The organism is Streptomyces sp. IBSBF 3136, from assembly GCF_036815105.1.
In the GTDB taxonomy this organism is placed as follows: Bacteria; Actinomycetota; Actinomycetes; order Streptomycetales; family Streptomycetaceae; genus Streptomyces.
In genome coordinates this window covers 13,686-34,232 of sequence record NZ_JAJSZC010000019.1, presented here as the reverse complement: position 1 = coordinate 34,232, position 20,547 = coordinate 13,686, and the positions used below count along the sequence as shown (strand labels likewise).

Here is a 20,547-nt window from a genome sequence, read left to right as displayed (position 1 = left end):
CAAGCTCAACCAGGAGGCGGTGGCCGCCGGGAACGCGGGCATCGACGCCGTCTCCGGCGCCACCTACACCAGCACCGGCTACAAGCAGTCGCTCCAGTCGGCGCTCGACCAGGCCGGTGGCTGACGCGGTGCCCGAGCCGGCCGAGGCTCCCGCGGCGCTGCGGCACGCGGAGGAGGTCATGGGGACCGTCTTCTCCTTCGACGTGCGCGGCGGCCGCCCGGACGCGGTGCGGCAGGCGCTGCGGGAGGCGGTCGCGGGCCTGCACCGCGTCGACGCCCTCTTCTCCACCTACCGCGAGGACAGCGAGGTGTCCCGGCTCGCCCGGGGCGAGCTGGGTGTGGCCGAGTGCGCCCCCGAGGTCGCCGAGGTGCTGGACCTGGCGGCCGAGGCCGAGCGGATGAGCGAGGGCTGGTTCAGCACCCGGTACCAGGGGGTGCTCGATCCGACCGGCATCGTCAAGGGCTGGTCGGCGGAGCGGGCGGCGCGGCTGCTGGCGGCGGTCGACGGCGTGTGCGGGGTCAGCGTGAACGGCGGCGGTGACGTCCAGATGCTGGGCGCGCCGGAGCCGCAGCGGCCCTGGCGGGTCGGGGTGTCCGACCCGCTGCGCCCCGGCGGGCTGGCGGCGGTGATCTCGGCGGCGGGCGTGGCCGAACTCTCCGTGGCGACCTCCGGCACGGCCGAGCGGGGCGCGCACATCGTGGACCCCCGCACGGGCCGCCCGGCGGTGACCGACCTGGTGTCGGTGACCGTGGTGGGCCCCCGGCTGACCTGGGTGGACTGCTGGGCCACGGCCGCGTTCGCGATGGGCTCGCGGGCGGGTCTCGCCTGGCTGGAGTCGCTGCCAGGGGTGGAGGCGCTGCTGATCACGGCCGGCGACGAGGTCCGGTGCACCGGGGGGCTGGCGGCACGTCTCGGCTGACGGCACCTCCTTCACCACCCTGGCAGTCATGCCTTTTTTGCCGGAATCGCCGTGAAAGACATCCAAGTTCCGTTCTGAGACGTAATCCATGTAGAGAGTTTCAGGAGGAACGACATGGCCATCTTCAGCAAGCTCATGCCCGCCAGGCGCGGGGGCCGCAACGACGACTCGTCGAACAATGGTTCCGGGCATGGCCACGGCGACCACAACCGCGGCAGCGGACACGGTCACGGGGACCACGGAGACCACGGCGGCCACGGAGACCACGGAGACCACGGCGGCCACGGCGGCCACGGCGGCCACGGCGGCTACTGAGCACACCCGGAGGCTGAGCGGACCGGAGACACGATGTTCCGGTCCGCTCGGCCGACGTCCGAGGAGCATCTGTGACGGCGCATCCGCTGCGGCGCCTGCTGTCGGTGGGTGAGCCTTCCGACACTGTGGTGGCCCCCGCTCCCCCGGTGCCCCCGGCCGCCGTGTTCCGGCGGTTCTGGCCCTACACCCGCGGGTGGCGGCGCTGGCTGCTGCCCATCGTCTTCTTCAGCCTGGTCGGCCCCCTCGTGGACGCCGCCGAGATCTGGCTTTTCAAGATCGTCGTGGACGACGTGCTCGTCCCCCGGGATCTGCGGCCGTTCCTGTGGATCGCACCGGCCTACCTGGGGCTGGTACTCGTCTCCGGCGTTCTCGGCTTCGCGGACGACGTGTCGTCCACCTGGGTGAGCGAACGCTTTCTGCTGTCCCTGCGCGCCGACGTGTTCCGGCACGTGCAGGGCCTGTCGCTGGGCTTCTTCGAGCGCCGACGGCTCGGGGACGTGCTCTCACGGGTCACCGGAGACGTCGACTCCGTCGAGACGTTCCTGCTCTCGGGCGTGGCGGACGCCCTCTACTACGTGATCCGGCTCGGGGTCTTCCTCGGCCTGCTCCTCTATCTGCGTTGGGACCTCACCCTGCTCGCCCTCTTCATCGTGCCGCTGTTCTGGGCCGCCGGCCGGCACTTCTCGCGGCTGATCAAGGACGCCTCGCGCGAACGCAGGCGGCTGAGCGGCTCGGTCAGCGCGATCGCCGAGGAGTCCCTGAGCAACGTCGCCCTCGTGCAGGCGTACAACCGGCAGGGGTGGGAGGAGCGCCGGTTCGAGCGCGAGAACACCGGCCGGTTCCGGGCGGCGATGGCCTCGGCGCGGATCCGCGCGGTGTACGGGCCCGTCGTCGAGGTCATCGAGGTGGCCGGCGGCCTGGCCGTCATGGGCCTCGGCACCTGGAAACTGACCCAGGGCCAGCTCACCCTGGGCGGGCTGTTGGTGTTCCTGGCGCTGATCGGCAAGCTCTACAGCCCGGTGCGGGGTCTGTCCCGGCTCGGCACCACCTTCTACGCGGCCTCCGCGTCCGCGGAACGGATCATCGAGCTGCTGGACCAGCGGCCGCAGGTGGCCGAGTCCCCCGATGCCCGGCGGGTCGGCCGGGCCCGCGGGGACGTGCGGTTCGACGGCGTCTGCTTCCGCTACCCCGACGCCGGGTCCTGGGCCCTGTCGGACGTGTCCTTCCACGCGGCACCCGGCGAGACGCTCGCGCTGGTCGGGGCGAGCGGTGCGGGCAAGTCGACGGTGGCCAAGCTCCAGTTGCGCTTCTACGACCCCGACCAGGGCGCGGTCCGGCTGGACGGGACGGATCTGCGGGACCTGACCCTGTCCGGCGTGCGGGAGAACGTCGCCGTGGTGCTTCAGGAGACGCTCGTCTTCCACGGGACCGTACGGGAGAACATCGCGTACGGCCGGCCGGAGGCGACGGAGGCGGAGATCGTCGAGGCGGCGCGCGCCGCGGACGCGCACGACTTCATCGAGCTGCTCCCGCAGGGCTACGACACCCTGGTCGGCCAGCGCGGCCGGACGCTCTCCGGCGGCCAGTGCCAGCGCCTGGCCATCGCCCGCGCGATGATCAGGGACGCGCCCGTGCTGCTGCTCGACGAGCCGACCAGCGGGCTGGACGCCGGCTCGGGCCGGCGGATCATGGACCCGCTGCGGCGGCTCATGGACGGGCGCACGACGATCGTCATCTCGCACAACCTGATGACCGTGCGGGACGCCACCCGGATCGTGGTGCTCGACCACGGCCGGGTCGCCGAGCACGGTGCCCACGACGAACTGCTCCGGCACGGGGGGCCGTACGCCCGGCTGCACCGGCTGAACGGCACGGCCGACGCCGGGGCCCCGGGAACGGTGCTGTCGTGAGCGTCCGCACCGCCGGGACGGCCCCGCCGCTGGCACCGGGCACGAGGCCGGTCGCCGGCTACCGGGTCCTGGCCCACCTGGCGCGCACCACCTGGCTGGACGTCTACGACGCGTGGAGCGACGAACGGTACTGCCGGTGCGTGCTCAAGACGGTGCGCTCCGACCTCCGCGGCGAGGACTGGCTGGTCCGGCGGCTGCTGCGGGAGGGGCGGTGGCTGCGGGAGTTCACGCATCCGCACCTGGTGCGCGCCTACGAGACCTTCGAGTCGCCTGAACCGCTGGTCGTCCTGGAGACGCTGACCGGCGAGATGCTGTCCCACCTCGTCGACCGGCTGCGGCACCGGCCGGCCGCGGGCGACGTGGCAGTGCTCGGGGTCCAGCTCTGCTCGGCGATCCACTACCTGCACGGACGCGGGCTGCTGCACCTGGACGTCAAGCCGTCCAACGTGGTGGTGGAACGCGGCCACGCGAAACTGCTCGACCTGAGCCTCGCGCGGCCGCCCGGTCCCGCGCCCGCGGGTCTTGGCACGTGCGGCTATCTCGCGCCCGAGCAGGCCCGGGGCGGGCCGCTCACGGCCGCCGCCGACGTGTGGGGCATCGGCGTCACCCTGTTCGAGGTGGCCTGCGGCGAGCCGCCGTTCGGCCGGCCCGCAGCGCCTGCCCGACCACTGGTGCGAAGCGCGCCCCCGGTCAGTTCCCGGCGCCGGCTGCCCGCCGCCCTCGCGGCCGCCGTGGACTCCTGTCTGCGCACCGACGCCGCGTCCCGGCCCACGGTCGCCGAGCTGTCCACCGCCCTGGAGGCGGCCCTGACCGTCCCGCAGCGTCCGACTCCCGGCCCCTGAGGCCGCACGGCCCCGCGTCGGTCCGGTCGGTCCGGTCGGTGGGTCGGTCCGGTCGATGGGTTCGGTGAGTCCGGGAGGTCAGTCCACGGGTGTGACCACGTGGGCCGTCTGCAGGTGTGCCTTGGCGAGGACGGTGCCGTCCGGCGAGGTCACGCGGGCGCCGGAGACCGACGCGGGGTCCACGTGCGCCGAGCCGCCCCAGTCGCCGCGCCCGTCGCGCAGCCAGAAGTCGCCGGCGCGGACGGTGGTGCCGTCGGGGCGCTCCAGGAGGCAGGTGACCTTACCGCTGTAGGGGGTGCCGGACCCGTCGAGCGCGACGGTCATGAAGATCCAGCCGGGGGTGCCGGGATGGGCGTACACCTCGCCCGCCGGCGCCCCGCCGCGCGCGGCGGCGGTCATGTCCCCGACCAGGACGGGCTCGACCGCGACGGGGGCCGGAGGCGAGGCGGTGATCTCCTCGACGGCGCTGCCCAGCGCCCAGCTCGCGAAGCCGAAGGCGACCGCGAGCGCGGCCACGATCGACGCGAGCCGCAGCCGGGCCCGGCGCGCGTGAACGCGCGCGCCCTGCTGGGCGTGGGCGTGTCGCGCCTCGTGCGCGCCCGCATCGTGCGCGATGCCGCGCGCCACCCGGGACTCGAAGCCCAGCGGCGGCTCGTGGTCCGGCAGCAGGTCGAGCAGCTTGTCGGCGGCGACACACAGGTCCCCGACGTACTCACGGCAGTCGGCGCACCGGTCGAGATGGGCGAGCGCGGCCGCGCGTTCCCGGCCCGGCAGGACCCCGAGCGCCAGCTCGGCGCCCGCCTCCCGCAACTCCTCGCAGGTCACGTCGTTCGACATGGTCGCCTCGCTTCTACGATGCGAGCGCGGTCCGCAGTTTCCCCATGGCCGCCCTGATGCGCGTCTTGGCGGTGCCCAGCGGGATCTTCTCCGCCTCGGCGACCTGCTGGGCCGTCATTCCGTACACTCCTGCCATCACCAGGGCACGGGCCTGTTCCCGCGGCAGCTGCGCGACCGCGGCCCGGAGCAGGGCCGAGGCCTCGTCGGCCAGCGCCCACCGCTCGGGGGTCTCGGTGACGACACCCAGCAGCGCGTCGAGGTCCTCGGGTGCCACCGGCTCCGTGCGACGCGCACGGACGGCGTCGATGGCGAGGTTGTGCGCGATGGTCGTCAGCCAGGTCGTGACCGACCCGCGGCGCGAGTCGTAGATCTGCGCGTGCCGCCACGCACGTTCGAACGTCTGCTGGGCGATGTCCTCGGCGAGCTGTGGATCCCGGGTGACCGCCATGGCCACTCCGAAGACCCGGTGCTGGAACCTCCGTACAAAGGTGACGGCGAGTTCCGGATCACCGGTGGCCAGCCCGGACAGCAGTGCCTCGTCCGGGAGACGGCCGACGGGGAACCGGAAACCCGACACACCTCTGTATACGGCCGGGCGCCGCCAGGAGATTGCCCGGCCGCCGGGGAAGATCACAGATCCATTCTCCGCCGACGGGCCCGGTCCCGCACGCGGGTCAGTGCCCGTTCTGCGCCAGTCGCAGCAGATGCTCCGCCAGGGCCTGTCCCCCGGTGGGGTCGCGGCTGATCAGCATCAGCGTGTCGTCACCGGCGATGGTGCCGAGGATGTCGTGCAGTTCGGCCTGGTCGATGGCCGAGGCGAGGAACTGGGCGGCCCCCGGCGGGGTGCGCAGGACCACCAGGTTCGCGGATGCCTCGGCGGAGATGAGCAGTTCCTGGGACAGGCGCCGCATCCGCTCCTCCTTGGCCGACTCCCCCAGCGGGGCGCGGGGCGTGCGGAACCCGCCCTCGCTCGGCACCGCGTAGATCAGGTCGCCGTCGTTGTTGCGGATCTTGACCGCGTTCAGCTCGTCGAGGTCCCGGGACAGCGTCGCCTGGGTGACGCTCAGCCCGTCGTCGGCGAGGAGTTTCGCCAACTGGCTCTGGGAGCGCACCGGTTGCCGGTTGAGGATGTCCACGATCCGCCGGTGGCGCGCGGTGCGGGTCTGCGGCACGGCCGGGCCGTTGCCCGCCGCCTGCTCATGGTCCTGCGCCTGGCTCATCGTCGTCTCATTCTCCGGATCGTCCGTCCCCGCCCACCGGGCTCGCTGCGTCGAGGATGCCGGGCAGCGCCCGCAGGAAGGCGCCTGTCTCGTCGTCGCGCAGGTTCAGCGGCGGCATGAGCCGCACGACGTCGGGAGCGGGCGCGTTCACCAGGAACCCGGCCTCCTGAGCCGCCTGCTGCACCTGTGCTGCGTGCGGCCCGGTGAGCACGATACCCAGCAGGAGGCCCGCGCCCCGGACATAATCGATCATCGGATGGCCCAGGGCCTCGATTCCGTCGCGCAGCGCCTCGCTCTGCCGCTTCACGTTGTCGAGCAGGCCCTCGTCCGCGATGGTGTCGAGGACGGCGAGCCCCGCGGCGCAGGCGACCGGGTTGCCGCCGAAGGTCGTCCCGTGCTGGCCGGGCCCGAGCAGCTCGGCGGCCCGGCCGAAGGCCACGGTGGCGCCGAGCGGGAGTCCGCCGCCGAGCCCCTTGGCGAGCGTGACCACGTCGGGCAGCACGCCCTCGTGGGCCTGGTACTCGAACCAGCCGCCGGTACGGCCGATGCCGGTCTGCACCTCGTCCAGGACGAGCAGCGCCCCGGTGGCCGCGGTGATCGCGCGGGCCGCCTTGAGGTAGCCGGCCGGGGGCACCACGACGCCGTTCTCGCCCTGGATCGGCTCGATGACGACGAGCGCCGTCTCCTCGGTGACCGCGGCGGCGAGCGCCTGGGCGTCGCCGTAGGGGACGTGGGTGACGTCGCCGGGCAGCGGCAGGAAGGGCTCCTGCTTGCCGGGCTGTCCGGTGAGCGCGAGGGCGCCCATGGTCCGGCCGTGGAAGCCGCCCTGGGTGGCGACCATGTGGGTGCGCCCGGTCAGCCTGCCGATCTTGAAGGCGCCCTCGTTGGCCTCGGCGCCGGAGTTGCAGAAGTAGACCCTGCCGTCCCGGCCGAACAGCTGGAGGAGCCGTTCGGCCAGGGCTACGGGCGGCTCGGCGACGAAGAGGTTCGAGACGTGGCCGAGCGAGGCGATCTGCCGGCTCACCGCCTCCACGACGGCCGGGTGGGCGTGGCCGAGGGCGTTGACCGCGATACCGCCGACGAAGTCCAGGTACTGCGTGCCGTCGGCGTCCCAGAGCCGGGTGCCCGCGCCGCGCACGAGGGGCAGCCGCGGGGTGCCGTAGTTGTTCATCAGCGCACCCTGCCAGCGCGCGGTCAGCTCCGCGTTGGTCACGGTCCCGGTCATGACTGCTCCCCCTCGGCTCCGTCGGGCACGACCATGGTGCCGATGCCCTCGTCGGTGAAGATCTCCAGCAGGATGGAGTGCTGGACCCGGCCGTCGATGACGCGGGCGGTGTGCACGCCGTTGCGCACGGCGTGCAGGCAGCCCTCCATCTTCGGCACCATGCCGGAGCTGAGGTGCGGCAGCAGCTTCTCCAGCTGTGACGCGGTGAGGCGGCTGATCACCTCGTCGGAGTGGGGCCAGTCCTCGTAGAGGCCCTCGACGTCCGTGAGGACCATGAGGGTTTCGGCCCCCAGTGCCGCAGCGAGTGCCGCAGCCGCCGTATCAGCATTGACGTTGTAGACATGTCCGTCGTCCTGACTGCGGGCGATCGAGGAGACGACCGGGATGCGGCCGTCGGCCAGCAGGGCCTCGATCGCGCCGGTGTCGATCGCGGTGATCTCGCCGACCCGGCCGATGTCGACGGGTTCGCCGTCGATCTCGGGCCGGTGCCGGGTGGCGGTGATGGTGTGGGCGTCCTCGCCCGTCAGGCCCACGGCGAGCGGGCCGTGCTCGTTGAGCAGCCCGACCAGCTCGCGCTGCACCTGGCCGGCCAGCACCATCCGTACGACGTCCATGGCCTCCTCGGTGGTGACCCGGAGGCCGGCCTTGAACTCGCTGACGATGCCGTGCCGGTCGAGGGCGGCGCTGATCTGGGGGCCGCCGCCGTGCACGACGACCGGCTTGAGGCCGGCGTGGTGCAGGAACACGACGTCCTGGGCGAACGCGGCCTTGAGGTCCTCGTCGATCATGGCGTTGCCGCCGAACTTGATGACGACCGTCCGGCCGTTGTGCTTGACCAGCCAGGGCAGCGCCTCGATGAGGATCTGGGCCTTCGGCAGTGCGGTGTGCTTCCGCGTGGTGCTCATGACGAGTAGGCGCTGTTCTCGTGGACGTAGTCGGCGGTGAGGTCGTTGGTCCAGATGGTGGCGGTCTCGGACCCGGCGGCGAGGTCGGCGACGATGTGCACCTCGCGGTAGCGCATGTCGACCTTCTCGCGGTCCTCTCCGACGCCGCCGTCCTTGCACACCCAGACGCCGTTGATGGCGACGTTGAGCCGGTCCGGTTCGAAGGCGGCCCGCGTCGTGCCGATCGCGGAGAGCACGCGGCCCCAGTTGGGGTCCTCGCCGTGGATGGCGCACTTGAGGAGGTTGTTGCGGGCGATGGAGCGGCCCACCTCGACGGCGTCGTCCTCGGTCGCGGCGTTGATCACCTCGACCTTGATGTCCTTGCTCGCGCCCTCGGCGTCGCGGATCAGCTGCTGACCGAGGTCGTCGCAGACGGCCCGTACGGCCTCGGCGAACTCCGCGTGGTCCGGGGTGACGCCGGAGGAGCCGGAGGCGAGCAGCAGCACGGTGTCGTTGGTGGACATGCAGCCGTCGGAGTCGACCCGGTCGAAGGTGACCCTGGTGGCGGCCCGGAGCGCACGGTCCAGTTCGTCGCCGCCGGCGACCGCGTCCGTGGTGAGGACGACCAGCATGGTGGCGAGGCCGGGGGCGAGCATGCCCGCGCCCTTGGCCATGCCGCCGACGGTCCAGCCGTCCTTCGTCACGACGGACGTCTTGTGGACGGTGTCGGTGGTCTTGATGGCGATCGCGGCCTTCTCACCGCCGTGCTCGCTCAGCGCGGCGGCCGCCGTCTCGACGCCCGGCAGCAGCTTGTCCATCGGGAGCAGCACGCCGATCAGTCCGGTCGAGCAGACCGCGACCTCGATCGCGCCCCGTCCGAGCACCTCGGCGGCCTTCTCGGCGGTGGCGTGCGTGTCCTGGAAGCCCTTGGGGCCGGTGCAGGCGTTGGCGCCGCCGGAGTTGAGGACGACGGCCGAGACCTGGCCGCCCCTGAGGACCTGCTCGGACCACAGGACGGGCGCGGCCTTCACGCGGTTGGAGGTGAAGACACCGGCGGCGGCGCGGCGGGGCCCGTCGTTGACCACGAGGGCCAGGTCCGGGTTGCCGTTCTCCTTGATCCCGGCGGCGATGCCCGCGGCCGTGAATCCCTTTGCTGCCGTCACGCTCACGGCGCAACTCCGATCGTCGTCAGCCCGGTGGACTCCGCGAGCCCCAGGGCGAGGTTCATGCTCTGGACGGCACCGCCCGCGGTGCCCTTGGTCAGGTTGTCGATGGCGCTGATCGCGATGATGCGGTGCGCCGCCTCGTCCAGGGCGACCTGCACCTGAACGGCGTTGGAACCGTGGACGGACGCCGTGGCCGGCCACCGGCCCTCGGGGAGCAGGTGGACGAAGGGCTCGTCGGCGTAGGCCTTCTCGTAGGCGCCCCGCAGCGACTCCGCGGTGACGCCGTCCCGCGCCCGGGCGCTGCACGTGGCCAGGATGCCGCGGGGCATCGGCGCCAGGGTCGGGGTGAAGGAGACGGAGATCCGCTCGCCGGCCACCCCGCTGAGGTTCTGGATCATCTCGGGGGTGTGCCGGTGGCCGCCGCCCACGCCGTACGGCGACATGGAGCCCATGACCTCGCTGCCCAGCAGGTGCGGCTTGGGCGCCTTGCCCGCGCCGGAGGTGCCGGAGGCGGCGACGACGACCGCCTCGGGCTCGGCGAGGCGGGCCGCGTGGGCCGGGAACAGGGCGAGGGTGACGGCGGTGGGGTAGCAACCGGGCACCGCGATGCGCTTGGACCCCTCCAGCGCGGCGCGGGCACCCGGCAGTTCGGGAAGGCCGTAGGGCCAGGTGCCGGCGTGCGGGGAGCCGTAGAAGCGCTCCCAGTCGGCCGGGTCCTTCAGCCGGAAGTCGGCGCCCATGTCGATCACGAGCACGTCCGGACCGAGCTGCTCGGCGACGGCGGCGGACTGCCCGTGCGGCAGCGCGAGGAAGACGACGTCGTGCCCGGCGAGGGCCTCGGGGGTGGTCTCGGTCAGCACGCGGTCCGCCAGCGGCAGCAGGTGCGGCTGGAGCGCGCCTAGGCGCCGGCCCGCGTTGGAGTCGCCGGTCAGGGCACCGATCTCGACCTCGGGGTGTGCGAGGAGCAGCCGCAGGACCTCTCCGCCCGCGTATCCGCTCGCTCCGGCCACCGCCGCACGTACCGCCATGTCCATCCTCCTCTTGATGGCATGACTATACGGATCGCTGCACTTTTATGCAATCGACTCGGGGAGCATGACCCGGCGGGAGACGACGAAGGTGACCGGGACCGCGGCCGCCGAGGCGAGCAGCGGGGCGAACCGGCTGCCGGCGTGCAGGACGTCGACGATCACGTACACCCCCGCGGTGGTGATCAGGAAGTTGGTGACGTTGGTCAGCGGGAACAGCAGGAATTTCCGCCAGGTGGGCCGGGTGCGGTAGGTGAAGCGCGCGTTCAGGAAGAAGGATCCGACCATGCTCAGCAGAAAAGCCAGGACGTGCGCCGCGAGATAGGGAAGTCCGGTGAGGAACGACAGATAGAGGCAGTAGTAGGTGGCCGTGTTCACGACACCGACCACGGCGAAGGTGAGGAGCTGCCTCGACATCAGGGGATGAGATCTTTCGTCCGGTCCACGTCGGTCGCCTTCACCAGGAAGCGCGGGCGCCCCTTCACCTCGTGGTGGATGCGGCCGGTGTACTCCCCGATGACTTCCAGCATGACCATCTCGTCGTGTTCCTGTCCCGCATTTTCCGGATACCCCACGCATGGTGCGCCACTTCGTCGGCCCGGTGCCCCGTACTGAGCGCGCTTGACCTTGAGTGCGCTCCAAGTCCTACGGTCCTTGATCGACCCCAACGCACGGCCGCCGCACACCGGACGGCGGCCGGGAACGGAAGAGTGACATGAGCAAGTCGAGCGAGAGCACCACCCGTGACGAGCGTTTCGCCCGCGGCCTCGAAGTGCTGCGGTCCGTCGACGGCGAGGCGGGGCAGCGGGTCATCGACTCGCTCGGCGACGTGAGCCCCGAGCTGGGCCACCAGATCGTCTCCTGGGGGTTCGGCGAGATCTACGCCCGTCCCCAGTTGGCGCCCCGCGACCGCCAGCTGGTCACCCTCGGTATGCTGACCGCGCTCGGCGGCTGCGAGCCCCAGCTCGAAGTGCACGTGAACGCGGCTCTGAACGTGGGCCTGTCCCCCGAGCAGATCGTGGAGGCGCTGCTGCACTCGGCCGGGTACTGCGGCTTCCCGAGGGCACTGAACGCCACCTTCGTGGCGAAGAAGGTGTTCGCCGAGCGCGGGCTGCTGCCCGTGGAGCAGCGGCCCGGGTCGGGCACCGAGGACGAGGGGTGACGATGGGCGAGTTCTGGCCCGTGGCCGACGTCCTGGTCCATCTGGCCGGGCGCTGGCGGGTCGAGCGGAGCGTGCGGGACCTCGCCGGCGGGGACGAGGGGCGCTTCGAGGGGACCACCGTGTTCAGCCCGCTCGACGGCGGCGGGCTGCTGCACGAGGAGTCCGGCACCTTCACCTGGCACGGGGTGGCCCGTCCGGCCACCCGGACCCTGCGCTTCCTGCCCGGCGCCGCGCCGGGTACGGCGGACGTACGGTTCGCGGACGGCCGGCCCTTCCACGGCCTCGACCTGTCCTCGGGTCGGTACGTCGCCGACCACCCGTGCGCGGCCGACTTCTACCGTGGCGAGTTCACGGTCGCGGACGCCGACCACTGGCGCACGGTGTGGCGGGTCGGCGGTCCCGCGAAGGACCTCGTGCTCACCACCGGCTACGTGCGCGAGGGCTGAGCGGACGGGCAGTCGAGACGCAGGTTCCAGCGGCCGTCGCGGCCGGTCACGGTGGTCGACGACAGCGGGCGGACGTCGATGTTCCAGTAGGTCGAGGGCGGCGCCTTCAGGGCGTACACCAGGGCCGCACGGATCACCGAGGGCTCGGCGACGGCGACGATCCGGCCGCCCTCCTCCACCGGGCGGGTGTCCAGCCAGCCGCCCACCCGGGAGATGAAGCTCAGCAGCGACTCGCCGCCGTGCGGGGTGGACCGCGGGTCGGCCAGCCAGGCGTCCACCGCGTCCGGCTCGCGCGCCATCGCCTCTCCCAGGGTCAGCCCGCGCCAGCGCCCCATGTCGCAGTCGCGCAGGGCGAGCTGCACCAGCGGCGCGTAGCCGAGGACGTCACCGGTGGCGCGGCTGCGCGGGGTCGGCGAGCAGTAGCGGAGCTCGGACGCCGCGAGCGGCAGCAGGTCCCCGGCGGCGCGCTGCACCTCGTCCCAGCCGGCCTGGTCCAGCGGCCGGTCGTCCTCGAAGCGCTCCGCGAGCAGCGGGGAACTGCGCGCGGCGGCGACGAACGTCACCCGAAATGGCATGCCGTGATGGTGGGCCTCGCGTGTACGCAGGTCAAGGACTGCCCGTTGTGAGTTACCCGGGGTACACGCATGGTTACCCGAAGGGGAGCACCATGAAGTCGGCCGGGCGGTCCAGCGGCCGGAAGCCCGTCTTCTCGTAGACGCCGTGCGCGTCCCGGGTGGCCAGCAGGACGCGGCGCAGCCCGAACGGCCGCAGGTGCTCCCGGATCCCCCCGACGAACGCCGTGCCCACTCCCTTGCCGCGCACCGAGGGGTCCACGTACACGTCGGCGAGCCACGCGAACGTGGCCCGGTCGGTCAGCACACGGGCGTACGCCACCTGTTCTCCGGAGGCCGTGTCGTAGACCCCGAAGTTGATCGAGGAGGCCATCGCGCGCTCGTGCTTCTCGCGGGGGCGGCCCATGGCCCAGTAGGCGTCGTCCGACAGCCAGCGGTGGACGCGGTCGACATCGACGCGGCAGGTGTCGTCGGAGAACTCGTAGCCTTCGGGGAGGCCGGGTACGTCGCTCATGCGCAGATCCTCACAGCCCCGGTGATCCGGAGTCGACCGGATAAGTCCGGGGCTCAGCGCCGCTGGAGGGTCCCGTCGCACGCCGTGCGCAGGCGCTGGACGCCCTCGGTGATCTCGCCCGTGCTCGCCACCGCGGCGAAGCTCAGACGGAGGTGACCGGCGGGGGGCTCGGCGCTGAAGTAGGGGCGGCCGGGGGTGAGGGCGACGCCCGCGCGCAGGGCGGCCGCGGTCAGGGCGCGTTCGTCGGCGCCGTCGGGGAGGCGGACCCAGAGGTGGTAGCCGCCGGCCGGGATGTGCGGCAGGGCGAGTTCCGGGAGGTGGCGGGCGAGTGCGCCCGTCATGGCGTCGCGGCGGGTCTTCAGCTCGGCCGACAGCGACCGCAGGTGGCGGGGCCAGGCCGGGGAGCCGACCAGTTCCAGGGCGGCCTCCTGGAGCGGGCGCGGGACGAAGAAGCTGTCGACGACCTGGATGGCGCGCAGGCGTTCCAGCACGGGCCCGCGCGCGGCCAGCGCGCTCACCCGGAAGCTGGGCGAGGTCGCCTTGGTCAGGGAACCCACGTGGACGACGACGCCGTCCGGGTCGTCGGCGGCCAGCGGGCGGGGCAGCGGGCCGGCGTCGGCGTGCACCAGGCGGCGTACGAAGTCGTCCTCGACGACGAACGCGCCCGCCGCGCGGGCGATGCGCAGCACCTCGGCCCGGCGGTCGGGCGCCAGGACCGCGCCGGTCGGGTTCTGGAAGAGCGGCTGGCAGACGAACACCCGGGCGCCGCTGGCCCGGAACGCGTCGGCGAGCAGGTCGGGGCGCACGCCGTCCGCGTCGACGGGCACCGGGACCGGGCGCAGGCCGGCCGCGCGGGCCAGGGCCAGCATGCCCGGGTAGGTGGGCGACTCGACGAGCACCGGCGCGCCGGGCGGTGCCAGCGCGCGCAGGGCGGTGGCCAGGGCCGACTGGCCGCCGGCGGCGACCAGCACCTCGGCGGCGGTGACGGCCCCGCCGATACCGCGCGCGAACCACTCCCGCAGTTCCGGCAGGCCCTCGAGCGGCGGGCGCCCCCAGGCGCCGGGCCGCCGCCCGGCCCGGGCCAGGGCAGCGGCCATGGCGCGCTCGGGCTGCAGGGAGGGGTGCGGGTAGCCGCCGCTGAACTCCAGCACGCCGGGCGGCGGGGCGGCGAGCGAGACGGTGACGCCGGAGGCGTCCACCGTGCGCGGTACGAGGTCGGTGGTGCCGTCGGCGCTCAGCGCCACTTCCTGCCAGGAGGTGTCCCCGGCGGGCCCGGCCGGCGTGTGCGGGCGCGCCGCCCGGAAGGCGCCGGCGCCGGGCCGGGTGACGACCAGTCCCTCGGCGGCGAGCTGGGCCAGGGCCCGGGAGACCGTCACGGGGCTCACCCGGAACCGCTCCACCAGGGCCCTGCTCGACGGCAGCTTTCCACCTGGTGAGTAGCGGTCGAGTTCCCGCCTTAGCTGTTCCGCCAGTTCGCCCACACTGCTACGCTCTTGCATGAGAGTAAAGAGTAGCGCTACTGCACCGACGGCGATAGCGGTCCCCGCGCCCCGCGAGCGCCGGTCCTACGGCGCGGTGCCGGCCGCCCTCGGCGTGATCGCCTTCTCCCTCACCTTCCCGTCCACCGCCTGGGGGCTGGAGAGCTTCGGGCCCTGGTCCCTGGTGTCGGTGCGCGGCGTGCTCGCGGCGCTGGTGGCGGGCGGCTGTCTGCTGGCGCTGCGGGTGCCGCTGCCCGAGCGCCGGCACCTGCCGGGCCTCGCCGTGGTCGCGCTGGGTGTGGTGTTCGGCTTCCCGATGCTGACCACGCTCGCCCTGCAGACCTCGACCACCTCGCACGCCGCCGTCGTGGTCGGCCTGCTGCCGCTGACCACGGCCGTCTGCTCGGCCCTGCGCACGGGCCACCGGCCCTCGCGCCGGTTCTGGGTGGCGGCGCTGGCGGGCGCGGCGGCCGTGCTCGCCTTCACGATCGGGCAGAGCGGCGGCGCGCTCACCACGGCCGACGGCTACCTCTTCGCCGCGCTGGTGGTGTGCGCGGCCGGCTACACCGAGGGCGGCCGGCTGGCCCGGGTCATGCCGGGCTGGCAGGTCATCGGCTGGGCCCTGGTGCTGTGCCTGCCGCTGAGCCTGCCGGCCGCCGCGGTGGCGCTGTCGTACGAGCCGGTGCACCTGACCGCGCACGGTGTGGCGGGTCTGCTGTGGGTCGCGCTGGGTTCGCAGTTCCTCGGCCTTGTCGTCTGGTACCGCGGCATGGCGGCCATCGGGATACCGAAGGCCAGCCAGTTGCAGTTGGCCCAGCCGCTGCTCACACTGGTGTGGTCGGCGCTGCTCCTGGGCGAGCACCTCACTGCGGCCGCTCCGGTGACCGCTGTCGCCGTGCTCGTCTGCATCGCCGTCACCCAACGGTCGTGACCGTGAGGAGGGCCCGATGCGCGCAATCGTGGGCGACCAGCTGGTTCAGCACGGCAGGGTGGTCGGCCAACACGACCAGGTCTCGGTGGTCGTCGAGGTGATGGGCACGGAGGGCAATCCGCCCTACCGCGTCCGGTTCCCCGACGGACACGAGGCGGTCATGTCCCCCGGCCCCGACTGCCAGATCAAGCACAGGGACGAACGGCAGCACTAGTCAGCGAGGTGGCGTCGCCGGCTCCCGGTAGTGGTCGGCGACCACCCTCGCCATCGCTCCCACCGGATCGGCCGCCACGTCCTTGGCGGCGAAGAAGACATGGCCGCGCACCTGCGGGTAGCGGGCGGCGAGCGTGAGGTGGCGGGACAGCTCCACCGGGTCCTGCCACGCCGACGGCTGCCCGGCGGCCCCCGCCTTGTAGAGCGCCTCGCCGAGGTAGAGACGGGTGCCGGTGCCCCGCGCCACCTCCGCCCACCAGTCGACCAGCGTCGCGTAGTCGGCGTCGGCGAAGCCGATGTGCCAGTACAGCTGCGGGACGACGTAGTCGATCCAGTTCTCACGGACCCACGTGCGGGTGTCCGCGTACAGGTCGTCGTAGGTCTGCACGCCCGCCCGGGTGTCCGAGCCGCGGGGGTCCGTGGCGGCGTTCCGCCACACGCCGAAGGGGCTGATCCCGAACCGGGTGCCGGGCCGCACCCGCTCGAGGACGGCCGCCATCTCCTGCACCAGGCGGTCGATGTTGTCGCGGCGCCAGGCGGCCCGGCTGTCGAAGTCGCCGCCGTACCGGTCGTAGGCGTCGTCGTCGTCGAAGGTCTGCCCGGCCACCGGGTAGGGGTAGAAGTAGTCGTCGAAGTGCACGGCGTCGACGGGGTACCGGGCGACCGCGTCGAGCATGGCCCGCCGCACGAACGCGCGCACCTCGGGCTGACCCGGGTCGTAGTAGAGCTTCCCGCCGTACGGCACCACCCAGTCCGGGTGCCGGCGCGCCGGGTGGGAGGCGGCCAGCCGGGTGGGATCGGCGTGGTTGGCGACGCGGTACGGGTTGAACCAGGCGTGCAGTTCCAGACCGCGGGCGTGTGCCTCCCGCACGGCGGTGCCCAGCGGGTCCCAGCCCGGGTTCCGGCCCTGGGTGCCGGTGAGGTACTCGGACCAGGGCTCGTACGGCGAGGGCCACAGGGCGTCCGCCGTGGGCCGTACCTGGAGGACGACCGTGTTGAGCCGGCAGCGCACCGCCCGGTCCAGATGGGCGATCAGCTCCCCGCGCTGCTCGGCCGCGGTCAGGCCGGGGCGCGAGGGCCAGTCGCGGTTGGACACCGTCGCCAGCCACACACCCCGCATCTCGGCGGCCGTCCGCGGCTCGCGCCGGCCGGGGAGCGCGGCCGTGCTCCGGGCCGTCGCCACCGTCGACAGCGCGGCCGTCGCGAACGCGCGCCGTGACAGGAACGCCATGCACAACACCCCCATACGCTCCGGATCCGTGCGGTCACGGATCGTACCGCGCCCCAGAATGCCCCCACCCGGACGATCGATCATCGATACTTGGCGGTAACGTGCACGATCGGAGCAGGCGCCGAACCCGGAGGTCTGCCAGCGAGCCGGAGAACCAGCGAAGGGGACGAAGTGACAGGCTTCCCATCGGGAGATATCACGCGCGTCGGAGTCGTGGGCTGCGGCCAGATGGGCGCGGGCATCGCCGAGGTGTGCGCCCGCGCGGGACTGGACGTGAAGGTCGCCGAGACCACCGGCGAGGCCCTGGAGATCGGCCGTACCCGGCTGCTCAACTCCCTGACCAAGGCCGCCGAGCGCGGCAAGATCACTGAGGAGGAGCGGGACTCCACCCAGGCACGGCTGAGCTTCACCACCGACCTCGGCGAGTTCGCCGACCGCGACCTGGTGATCGAGGCCGTCGTGGAGAACGAGCAGGTGAAGACCGAGATCTTCCAGGTGCTCGACCAGGTGGTGACCCGCGCGGACGCGATCCTGGCCTCCAACACCTCCTCGATCCCCCTGGTGAAGCTGGCGGTCGCCACCTCCCGCCCCGACCACGTGGTCGGCATCCACTTCTTCAACCCGGCACCGGTGCAGTCGCTGGTCGAGCTGATCCCGGCGCTCACCACCTCCGAGGGCACCCTCAGCCGCGCCCAGGTCTTCGCGGAGAAGACGCTCGGCAAGCACGCCATCCGCGCCCAGGACCGCTCCGGCTTCGTCGTGAACGCGCTGCTGGTGCCCTACCTGTTGTCCGCGATCCGCATGTTCGAGTCGGGCATCGCGAGCCGCGAGGACATCGACAACGGCATGGAGATGGGCTGCGCCCACCCGATGGGCCCGCTGAAGCTGTCCGACCTGATCGGTCTGGACACCATCGTCTCCATCGCCAACTCGATGTACGCCGAGTACAAGGAGCCGCTGTACGCCGCTCCCCCGCTGCTCCAGCGCATGGTCGAGGCGGGCCGGCTCGGCCGCAAGACGGGTTCGGGCTTCTACAGCTACGGCTGATTACCGTCCGCCACTCCCGTGGGCCCGGCACCGGTTCTGGTGCCGGGCCCACGCGTTTCACACACCGTGTGCGCGCCGGGCACGCATATGCCCCTCGCACACGCTCCCCTCGCGCCCACCAGGCGAGTTCACTCTTGATGCGCATGCAAGGGATGCGAAGCAACCGCATTCGACTACGGAAAGGAGTGGACCCGTGACCACCGATCCGGAGCGTCCCGCGGTCCCCGGAGAACTCGCAGAGTTACGACGCCGGCTCGACGTGGCGTACGCCCGCGTCGAGGGCGGGCTGGCTCTGCTCAGTCATCGCACCGAGGAGACCGCCAAGGAAGTCGACGACCTGCACTCGCGCATGGTCTCGCTGGAACACGCGCGCTGGCCGCTGCCCTCGCTCGCCGCGCTCACCGCACTGGGAGCGCTGGTCGTGACGGTCTGGCAGGTGCTGGCGGCCCACTAGTCGTCGGCGAGCCTGAGGTGGTGCAGCAGGAGTAACGCGGCCGCCATGTTGGCGGCCGGCACCTCCCCGCGGGCGATCAGGTCGGGGACGACTTTGAGTGGGACCCATTCCCGGCGGTCCGACTCGAAGTCGTCCACGGGGTGTCCGACGTACTCGCCCCGGTCGGACCAGTAGATGTGGTGCCGGGCGTCGGTGAGGCCGTTGGACGGCTCGACGCTCAGCAGGTGGTGCAGGGGCCCTGGCCGCCAGCCGGTCTCCTCCTCAAGTTCCCTGGCGGCCGCGACCGCGATGTCCTCGCCGTCCTCCACCACACCGGCGGCCAGTTCCCAGCCCCAGCTGTCGGTGATGAACCGGTGTCGCCACAGCAGCAGGACTTCGTTGGCCTCGTTGACCACCGTGGCGACGGCGACCGGCCGCAGCCGGATGAGGAAGTGGTCGAGGTGCCGGCCGTCCGGCAGCTCGACATCTGCGAGGTTGACGCTGAACCAGCGGTTTTCATACACAGTTTGTTCGTTCTGTTTCGTCCACTGCACGGTTCTGCCACCTTCCGACGAGTAAGTGGCAATATCGCAGCAGGGACTGTGTACCTACAGGGCGCCTACAGCGGTACGCGCAGTGCGCCGTCGATGAGCTCGGCGGCTTCCGCGGTTCCGGCCGAGCCGCAGCGCACCAGGTGTTCGCGCACCGCGCGCAGCCGGTCGCGCAGTCGCTGGGACTCCATCCCGCGGGCCTGCTCGGCCATCCGCACGGCGGTGGCCACCGCCTTCTCGGCGTTGCCCTGGCGCAGTTCGATCGTGCTCAGCATGGCGAGCCGGTGCACCCGGCCCCGGTCGTGGGCCGGGTTGTCCACCGCGGCCACCGCGTGCTCCCGGGCGGCGGCGAGTTCCCCCAGGCTGAGCAGCGCCTCCGCCACCTGGACGTTGACCAGGCCCGGCTGGACGTAGCCGGTCTCGTCGGGCTCGTGACCGCGCCGGATACGGTCGGCGGCCGTCTCGGCGCGCCGGATGCAGGACAGCGCGCTGCCGCTGTCGCCCAGGTGGGCGTACGCCTTGGCCTGCATCGCGTACAGGTCGGAGGCGAGCGCCGGGGTGATGTGCTTGCCCGCGGCGCGCAGGGCGGCCTCGGCGAAGGCGACGGCCTGCCGGAACTCCCGCATGAACAGCGCCTGGTTGACCAGCAGCGCGATCACATAGGCGCCGAGTCCCCGGTCCCCGCTGGCCTTTGCCAGCCTGAGCGCCTGGTGGAAGTAGCGCTGGGCGAGCCCGTGCGCGTCCGAGTCGTACGCGCAGATCCCCGCGATGGCCACCAACCCGCCGGTGGCACGGTGCAGTTGGCGCCCGGTGGCGTCGGTGTAGCTGCCGCGCAGCAGCGGTGCGGCCTCGGCGTTGAGGAACCCGACGATCCGGGTGCGGGTCGCGATGCCGCCGGCCTTGCGGTACATCTGCTCGTAGTGGGTGCGGGCGGCGCGCAGCATCTCGAGGTCGGCCGCGGTGACCCGGTGTCGGCCGCCGCGGGAGACGTCCACGTCCTCGGGCGGGTTCTCCCACTCCCACACCGGCATCACGGCGGGGGTGCCGGTGACCGCGGGCGCGCCGAGCACGTGCGGGCGCTGCTGTTCGTCGGAGCGCCACAGCGCGGTGGCGCGCTCGACGAAGCCGGAGAGCGAGCCGGTGGACGGGGCGCTGGGCTGCCCGGGAACGCCGAGGCCGATGTCGTCGAGGGTGACCGGCCGGTGCAGCCGGCCGGCCAGCACCTCGCAGATCAGGTCGGGCACCTGGCCGCGTGGCCGCTGGCCCTTCAGCCACCGTGCCACGGCGGTGTGTTCGTAGCGGAGCGCGAGGCCCCGTCGCCGGCCCGCCTGGTTCACGTGGGCGGCGAGACCGGCGTGGGAGACCCCCGCCTCGTCCAGGATCGCGTCGAGCAGAGTGTTGGGCTGCATGGGTTGCCCCCCGGGTGGCCTGGTGCGGTCAGCGTAGTGGTTCCGGGTTCACACGGGGTGTGAACGGAGTACGCGCATCCGCGCTGTGCGCGCGCTGTCGCCGAGCGTGTCCCGCCGGTTGACTGAGGTGCCTCGCAAGAGGTCGGCCGGGCCGTCGGCTCCCCCTCGAAAAGCGGCGGCCCGGCCATCAGCGGAGCACAGGGGGGCGGCTGG

The 20,547-nt window shown here is 72.6% G+C and carries 25 protein-coding genes and 1 pseudogene; 11 read left to right on the top strand and 15 right to left on the bottom strand.

Annotated elements, in window-relative coordinates:
* From V7E45_RS06715 to V7E45_RS06695, 5 genes are all read left to right on the top strand, one after another.
* A partial coding sequence (locus tag V7E45_RS06715; protein WP_333773170.1) for an FMN-binding protein occupies window positions 1–124 on the top strand: 124 nt, incomplete at its 5' end.
* A gap of 55 nt (window positions 125–179) precedes the next feature.
* On the top strand, window positions 180–920 hold the full coding sequence (locus tag V7E45_RS06710; RefSeq protein WP_443055958.1) for an FAD:protein FMN transferase: 741 nt from the start codon (window positions 180–182) through the stop codon (window positions 918–920).
* A gap of 114 nt (window positions 921–1,034) precedes the next feature.
* Window positions 1,035–1,235, top strand: a complete 201-nt coding sequence (locus tag V7E45_RS06705) for a hypothetical protein (RefSeq protein ID WP_333773144.1) — start codon at window positions 1,035–1,037, stop codon at window positions 1,233–1,235.
* Between the two features lie 71 nt (window positions 1,236–1,306).
* A complete protein-coding gene (locus tag V7E45_RS06700) occupies window positions 1,307–3,145 on the top strand; it encodes an ABC transporter ATP-binding protein (protein WP_333773143.1) in 1,839 nt (612 codons plus the stop codon).
* A complete protein-coding gene (locus V7E45_RS06695) occupies window positions 3,142–3,987 on the top strand; it encodes a serine/threonine-protein kinase (RefSeq protein WP_333773142.1) in 846 nt (281 codons plus the stop codon). The genes V7E45_RS06700 and V7E45_RS06695 overlap by 4 nt, the downstream gene beginning before the upstream one ends.
* 78 nt (window positions 3,988–4,065) lie before the next feature.
* Here V7E45_RS06695 and V7E45_RS06690 read toward each other — a convergent pair whose 3' ends face one another.
* The 9 genes and pseudogenes from V7E45_RS06690 to V7E45_RS06650 all read right to left on the bottom strand — a co-directional run.
* Window positions 4,066–4,824: a hypothetical protein gene (locus V7E45_RS06690; RefSeq protein ID WP_333773141.1), complete on the bottom strand. Its 759-nt coding sequence runs from the start codon at window positions 4,822–4,824 to the stop codon at window positions 4,066–4,068.
* Between the two features lie 13 nt (window positions 4,825–4,837).
* On the bottom strand, window positions 4,838–5,401 hold the full coding sequence (locus tag V7E45_RS06685) for an RNA polymerase sigma factor (protein ID WP_333773140.1): 564 nt from the start codon (window positions 5,399–5,401) through the stop codon (window positions 4,838–4,840).
* Between the two features lie 97 nt (window positions 5,402–5,498).
* Entirely contained in the window at window positions 5,499–6,044 is a 546-nt protein-coding gene (locus V7E45_RS06680; RefSeq protein WP_333773139.1) for an arginine repressor, read from the bottom strand.
* A gap of 7 nt (window positions 6,045–6,051) precedes the next feature.
* Window positions 6,052–7,269 carry an acetylornithine transaminase gene (locus V7E45_RS06675; protein ID WP_333773138.1) on the bottom strand — a complete coding sequence of 406 codons (1,218 nt, stop codon included), beginning with the start codon at window positions 7,267–7,269 and terminating at the stop codon, window positions 6,052–6,054.
* Window positions 7,266–8,174, bottom strand: coding sequence for an acetylglutamate kinase (gene argB / locus V7E45_RS06670; RefSeq protein WP_333773137.1), 909 nt, complete (start codon window positions 8,172–8,174; stop codon window positions 7,266–7,268). Before argB ends, V7E45_RS06675 begins: the two co-directional genes overlap by 4 nt.
* Window positions 8,171–9,322, bottom strand: a complete 1,152-nt coding sequence (argJ, locus tag V7E45_RS06665) for a bifunctional glutamate N-acetyltransferase/amino-acid acetyltransferase ArgJ (protein WP_333773136.1) — start codon at window positions 9,320–9,322, stop codon at window positions 8,171–8,173. The genes argB and argJ overlap by 4 nt, the downstream gene beginning before the upstream one ends.
* Complete coding sequence (argC, locus tag V7E45_RS06660) at window positions 9,319–10,347, bottom strand: N-acetyl-gamma-glutamyl-phosphate reductase (protein WP_333773135.1); 1,029 nt, start codon at window positions 10,345–10,347, stop codon at window positions 9,319–9,321. Before argC ends, argJ begins: the two co-directional genes overlap by 4 nt.
* 45 nt (window positions 10,348–10,392) lie before the next feature.
* Window positions 10,393–10,764 carry a GtrA family protein gene (locus V7E45_RS06655; RefSeq protein ID WP_333773134.1) on the bottom strand — a complete coding sequence of 124 codons (372 nt, stop codon included), beginning with the start codon at window positions 10,762–10,764 and terminating at the stop codon, window positions 10,393–10,395.
* A pseudogene (locus V7E45_RS06650) lies at window positions 10,764–10,886 on the bottom strand (glycosyltransferase); the annotation flags it as partial. The gene V7E45_RS06655 and the pseudogene V7E45_RS06650, both read right to left, overlap by 1 nt.
* 176 nt (window positions 10,887–11,062) lie before the next feature.
* On the opposite strand from V7E45_RS06650, the gene V7E45_RS06645 reads away from it, so the two are divergent.
* Together V7E45_RS06645 and V7E45_RS06640 are read left to right on the top strand one after the other, a co-directional pair.
* Window positions 11,063–11,509 carry a carboxymuconolactone decarboxylase family protein gene (locus V7E45_RS06645; RefSeq protein WP_333773133.1) on the top strand — a complete coding sequence of 149 codons (447 nt, stop codon included), beginning with the start codon at window positions 11,063–11,065 and terminating at the stop codon, window positions 11,507–11,509.
* Window positions 11,510–11,511: 2 nt separating this feature from the next.
* Complete coding sequence (locus V7E45_RS06640; protein WP_333773132.1) at window positions 11,512–11,955, top strand: DUF6314 family protein; 444 nt, start codon at window positions 11,512–11,514, stop codon at window positions 11,953–11,955.
* Here the strand turns inward: V7E45_RS06640 and V7E45_RS06635 are convergent.
* The 3 genes from V7E45_RS06635 to V7E45_RS06625 form a co-directional block, all read right to left on the bottom strand.
* Window positions 11,937–12,530: a histidine phosphatase family protein gene (locus V7E45_RS06635; RefSeq protein ID WP_333773131.1), complete on the bottom strand. Its 594-nt coding sequence runs from the start codon at window positions 12,528–12,530 to the stop codon at window positions 11,937–11,939. The genes V7E45_RS06640 and V7E45_RS06635 overlap by 19 nt on opposite strands.
* Window positions 12,531–12,603: 73 nt before the next feature.
* The gene (locus tag V7E45_RS06630) at window positions 12,604–13,041 is read right to left on the bottom strand and encodes a GNAT family N-acetyltransferase (protein WP_333773130.1); all 438 of its coding nucleotides are present in this window, start codon (window positions 13,039–13,041) and stop codon (window positions 12,604–12,606) included.
* A gap of 53 nt (window positions 13,042–13,094) precedes the next feature.
* Window positions 13,095–14,540 carry an aminotransferase-like domain-containing protein gene (locus V7E45_RS06625; protein ID WP_333773129.1) on the bottom strand — a complete coding sequence of 482 codons (1,446 nt, stop codon included), beginning with the start codon at window positions 14,538–14,540 and terminating at the stop codon, window positions 13,095–13,097.
* On the opposite strand from V7E45_RS06625, the gene V7E45_RS06620 reads away from it, so the two are divergent.
* Window positions 14,539–15,450 (top strand): DMT family transporter, encoded by a 912-nt coding sequence (locus V7E45_RS06620; RefSeq protein WP_333773128.1) that lies wholly within the window; start codon window positions 14,539–14,541, stop codon window positions 15,448–15,450. The two genes, V7E45_RS06625 and V7E45_RS06620, sit on opposite strands and share 2 nt — an antisense overlap.
* Before the next feature lie 16 nt (window positions 15,451–15,466).
* On the top strand, window positions 15,467–15,664 hold the full coding sequence (locus V7E45_RS06615) for a DUF1918 domain-containing protein (protein ID WP_333773127.1): 198 nt from the start codon (window positions 15,467–15,469) through the stop codon (window positions 15,662–15,664).
* On the opposite strand, the gene V7E45_RS06610 is transcribed toward V7E45_RS06615, so the two are convergent.
* Window positions 15,665–16,894, bottom strand: coding sequence for a glycoside hydrolase family 10 protein (locus V7E45_RS06610; protein ID WP_333773126.1), 1,230 nt, complete (start codon window positions 16,892–16,894; stop codon window positions 15,665–15,667). It abuts the gene before it with no gap.
* A gap of 171 nt (window positions 16,895–17,065) precedes the next feature.
* Here V7E45_RS06610 and V7E45_RS06605 point away from each other — a divergent pair, with 171 nt between their 5' ends.
* Window positions 17,066–17,941, top strand: a complete 876-nt coding sequence (locus tag V7E45_RS06605; RefSeq protein WP_333773125.1) for a 3-hydroxybutyryl-CoA dehydrogenase — start codon at window positions 17,066–17,068, stop codon at window positions 17,939–17,941.
* Window positions 17,942–18,134: 193 nt separating this feature from the next.
* Window positions 18,135–18,395: a hypothetical protein gene (locus V7E45_RS06600; protein ID WP_333773124.1), complete on the top strand. Its 261-nt coding sequence runs from the start codon at window positions 18,135–18,137 to the stop codon at window positions 18,393–18,395.
* On the opposite strand, the gene V7E45_RS06595 is transcribed toward V7E45_RS06600, so the two are convergent.
* Window positions 18,392–18,928, bottom strand: a complete 537-nt coding sequence (locus V7E45_RS06595) for an NUDIX hydrolase (RefSeq protein ID WP_333773123.1) — start codon at window positions 18,926–18,928, stop codon at window positions 18,392–18,394. The genes V7E45_RS06600 and V7E45_RS06595 overlap by 4 nt on opposite strands.
* A gap of 65 nt (window positions 18,929–18,993) precedes the next feature.
* Window positions 18,994–20,334 (bottom strand): transcriptional regulator, encoded by a 1,341-nt coding sequence (locus V7E45_RS06590; protein ID WP_333773122.1) that lies wholly within the window; start codon window positions 20,332–20,334, stop codon window positions 18,994–18,996.
* Window positions 20,335–20,547: the final 213 nt, after the last annotated feature.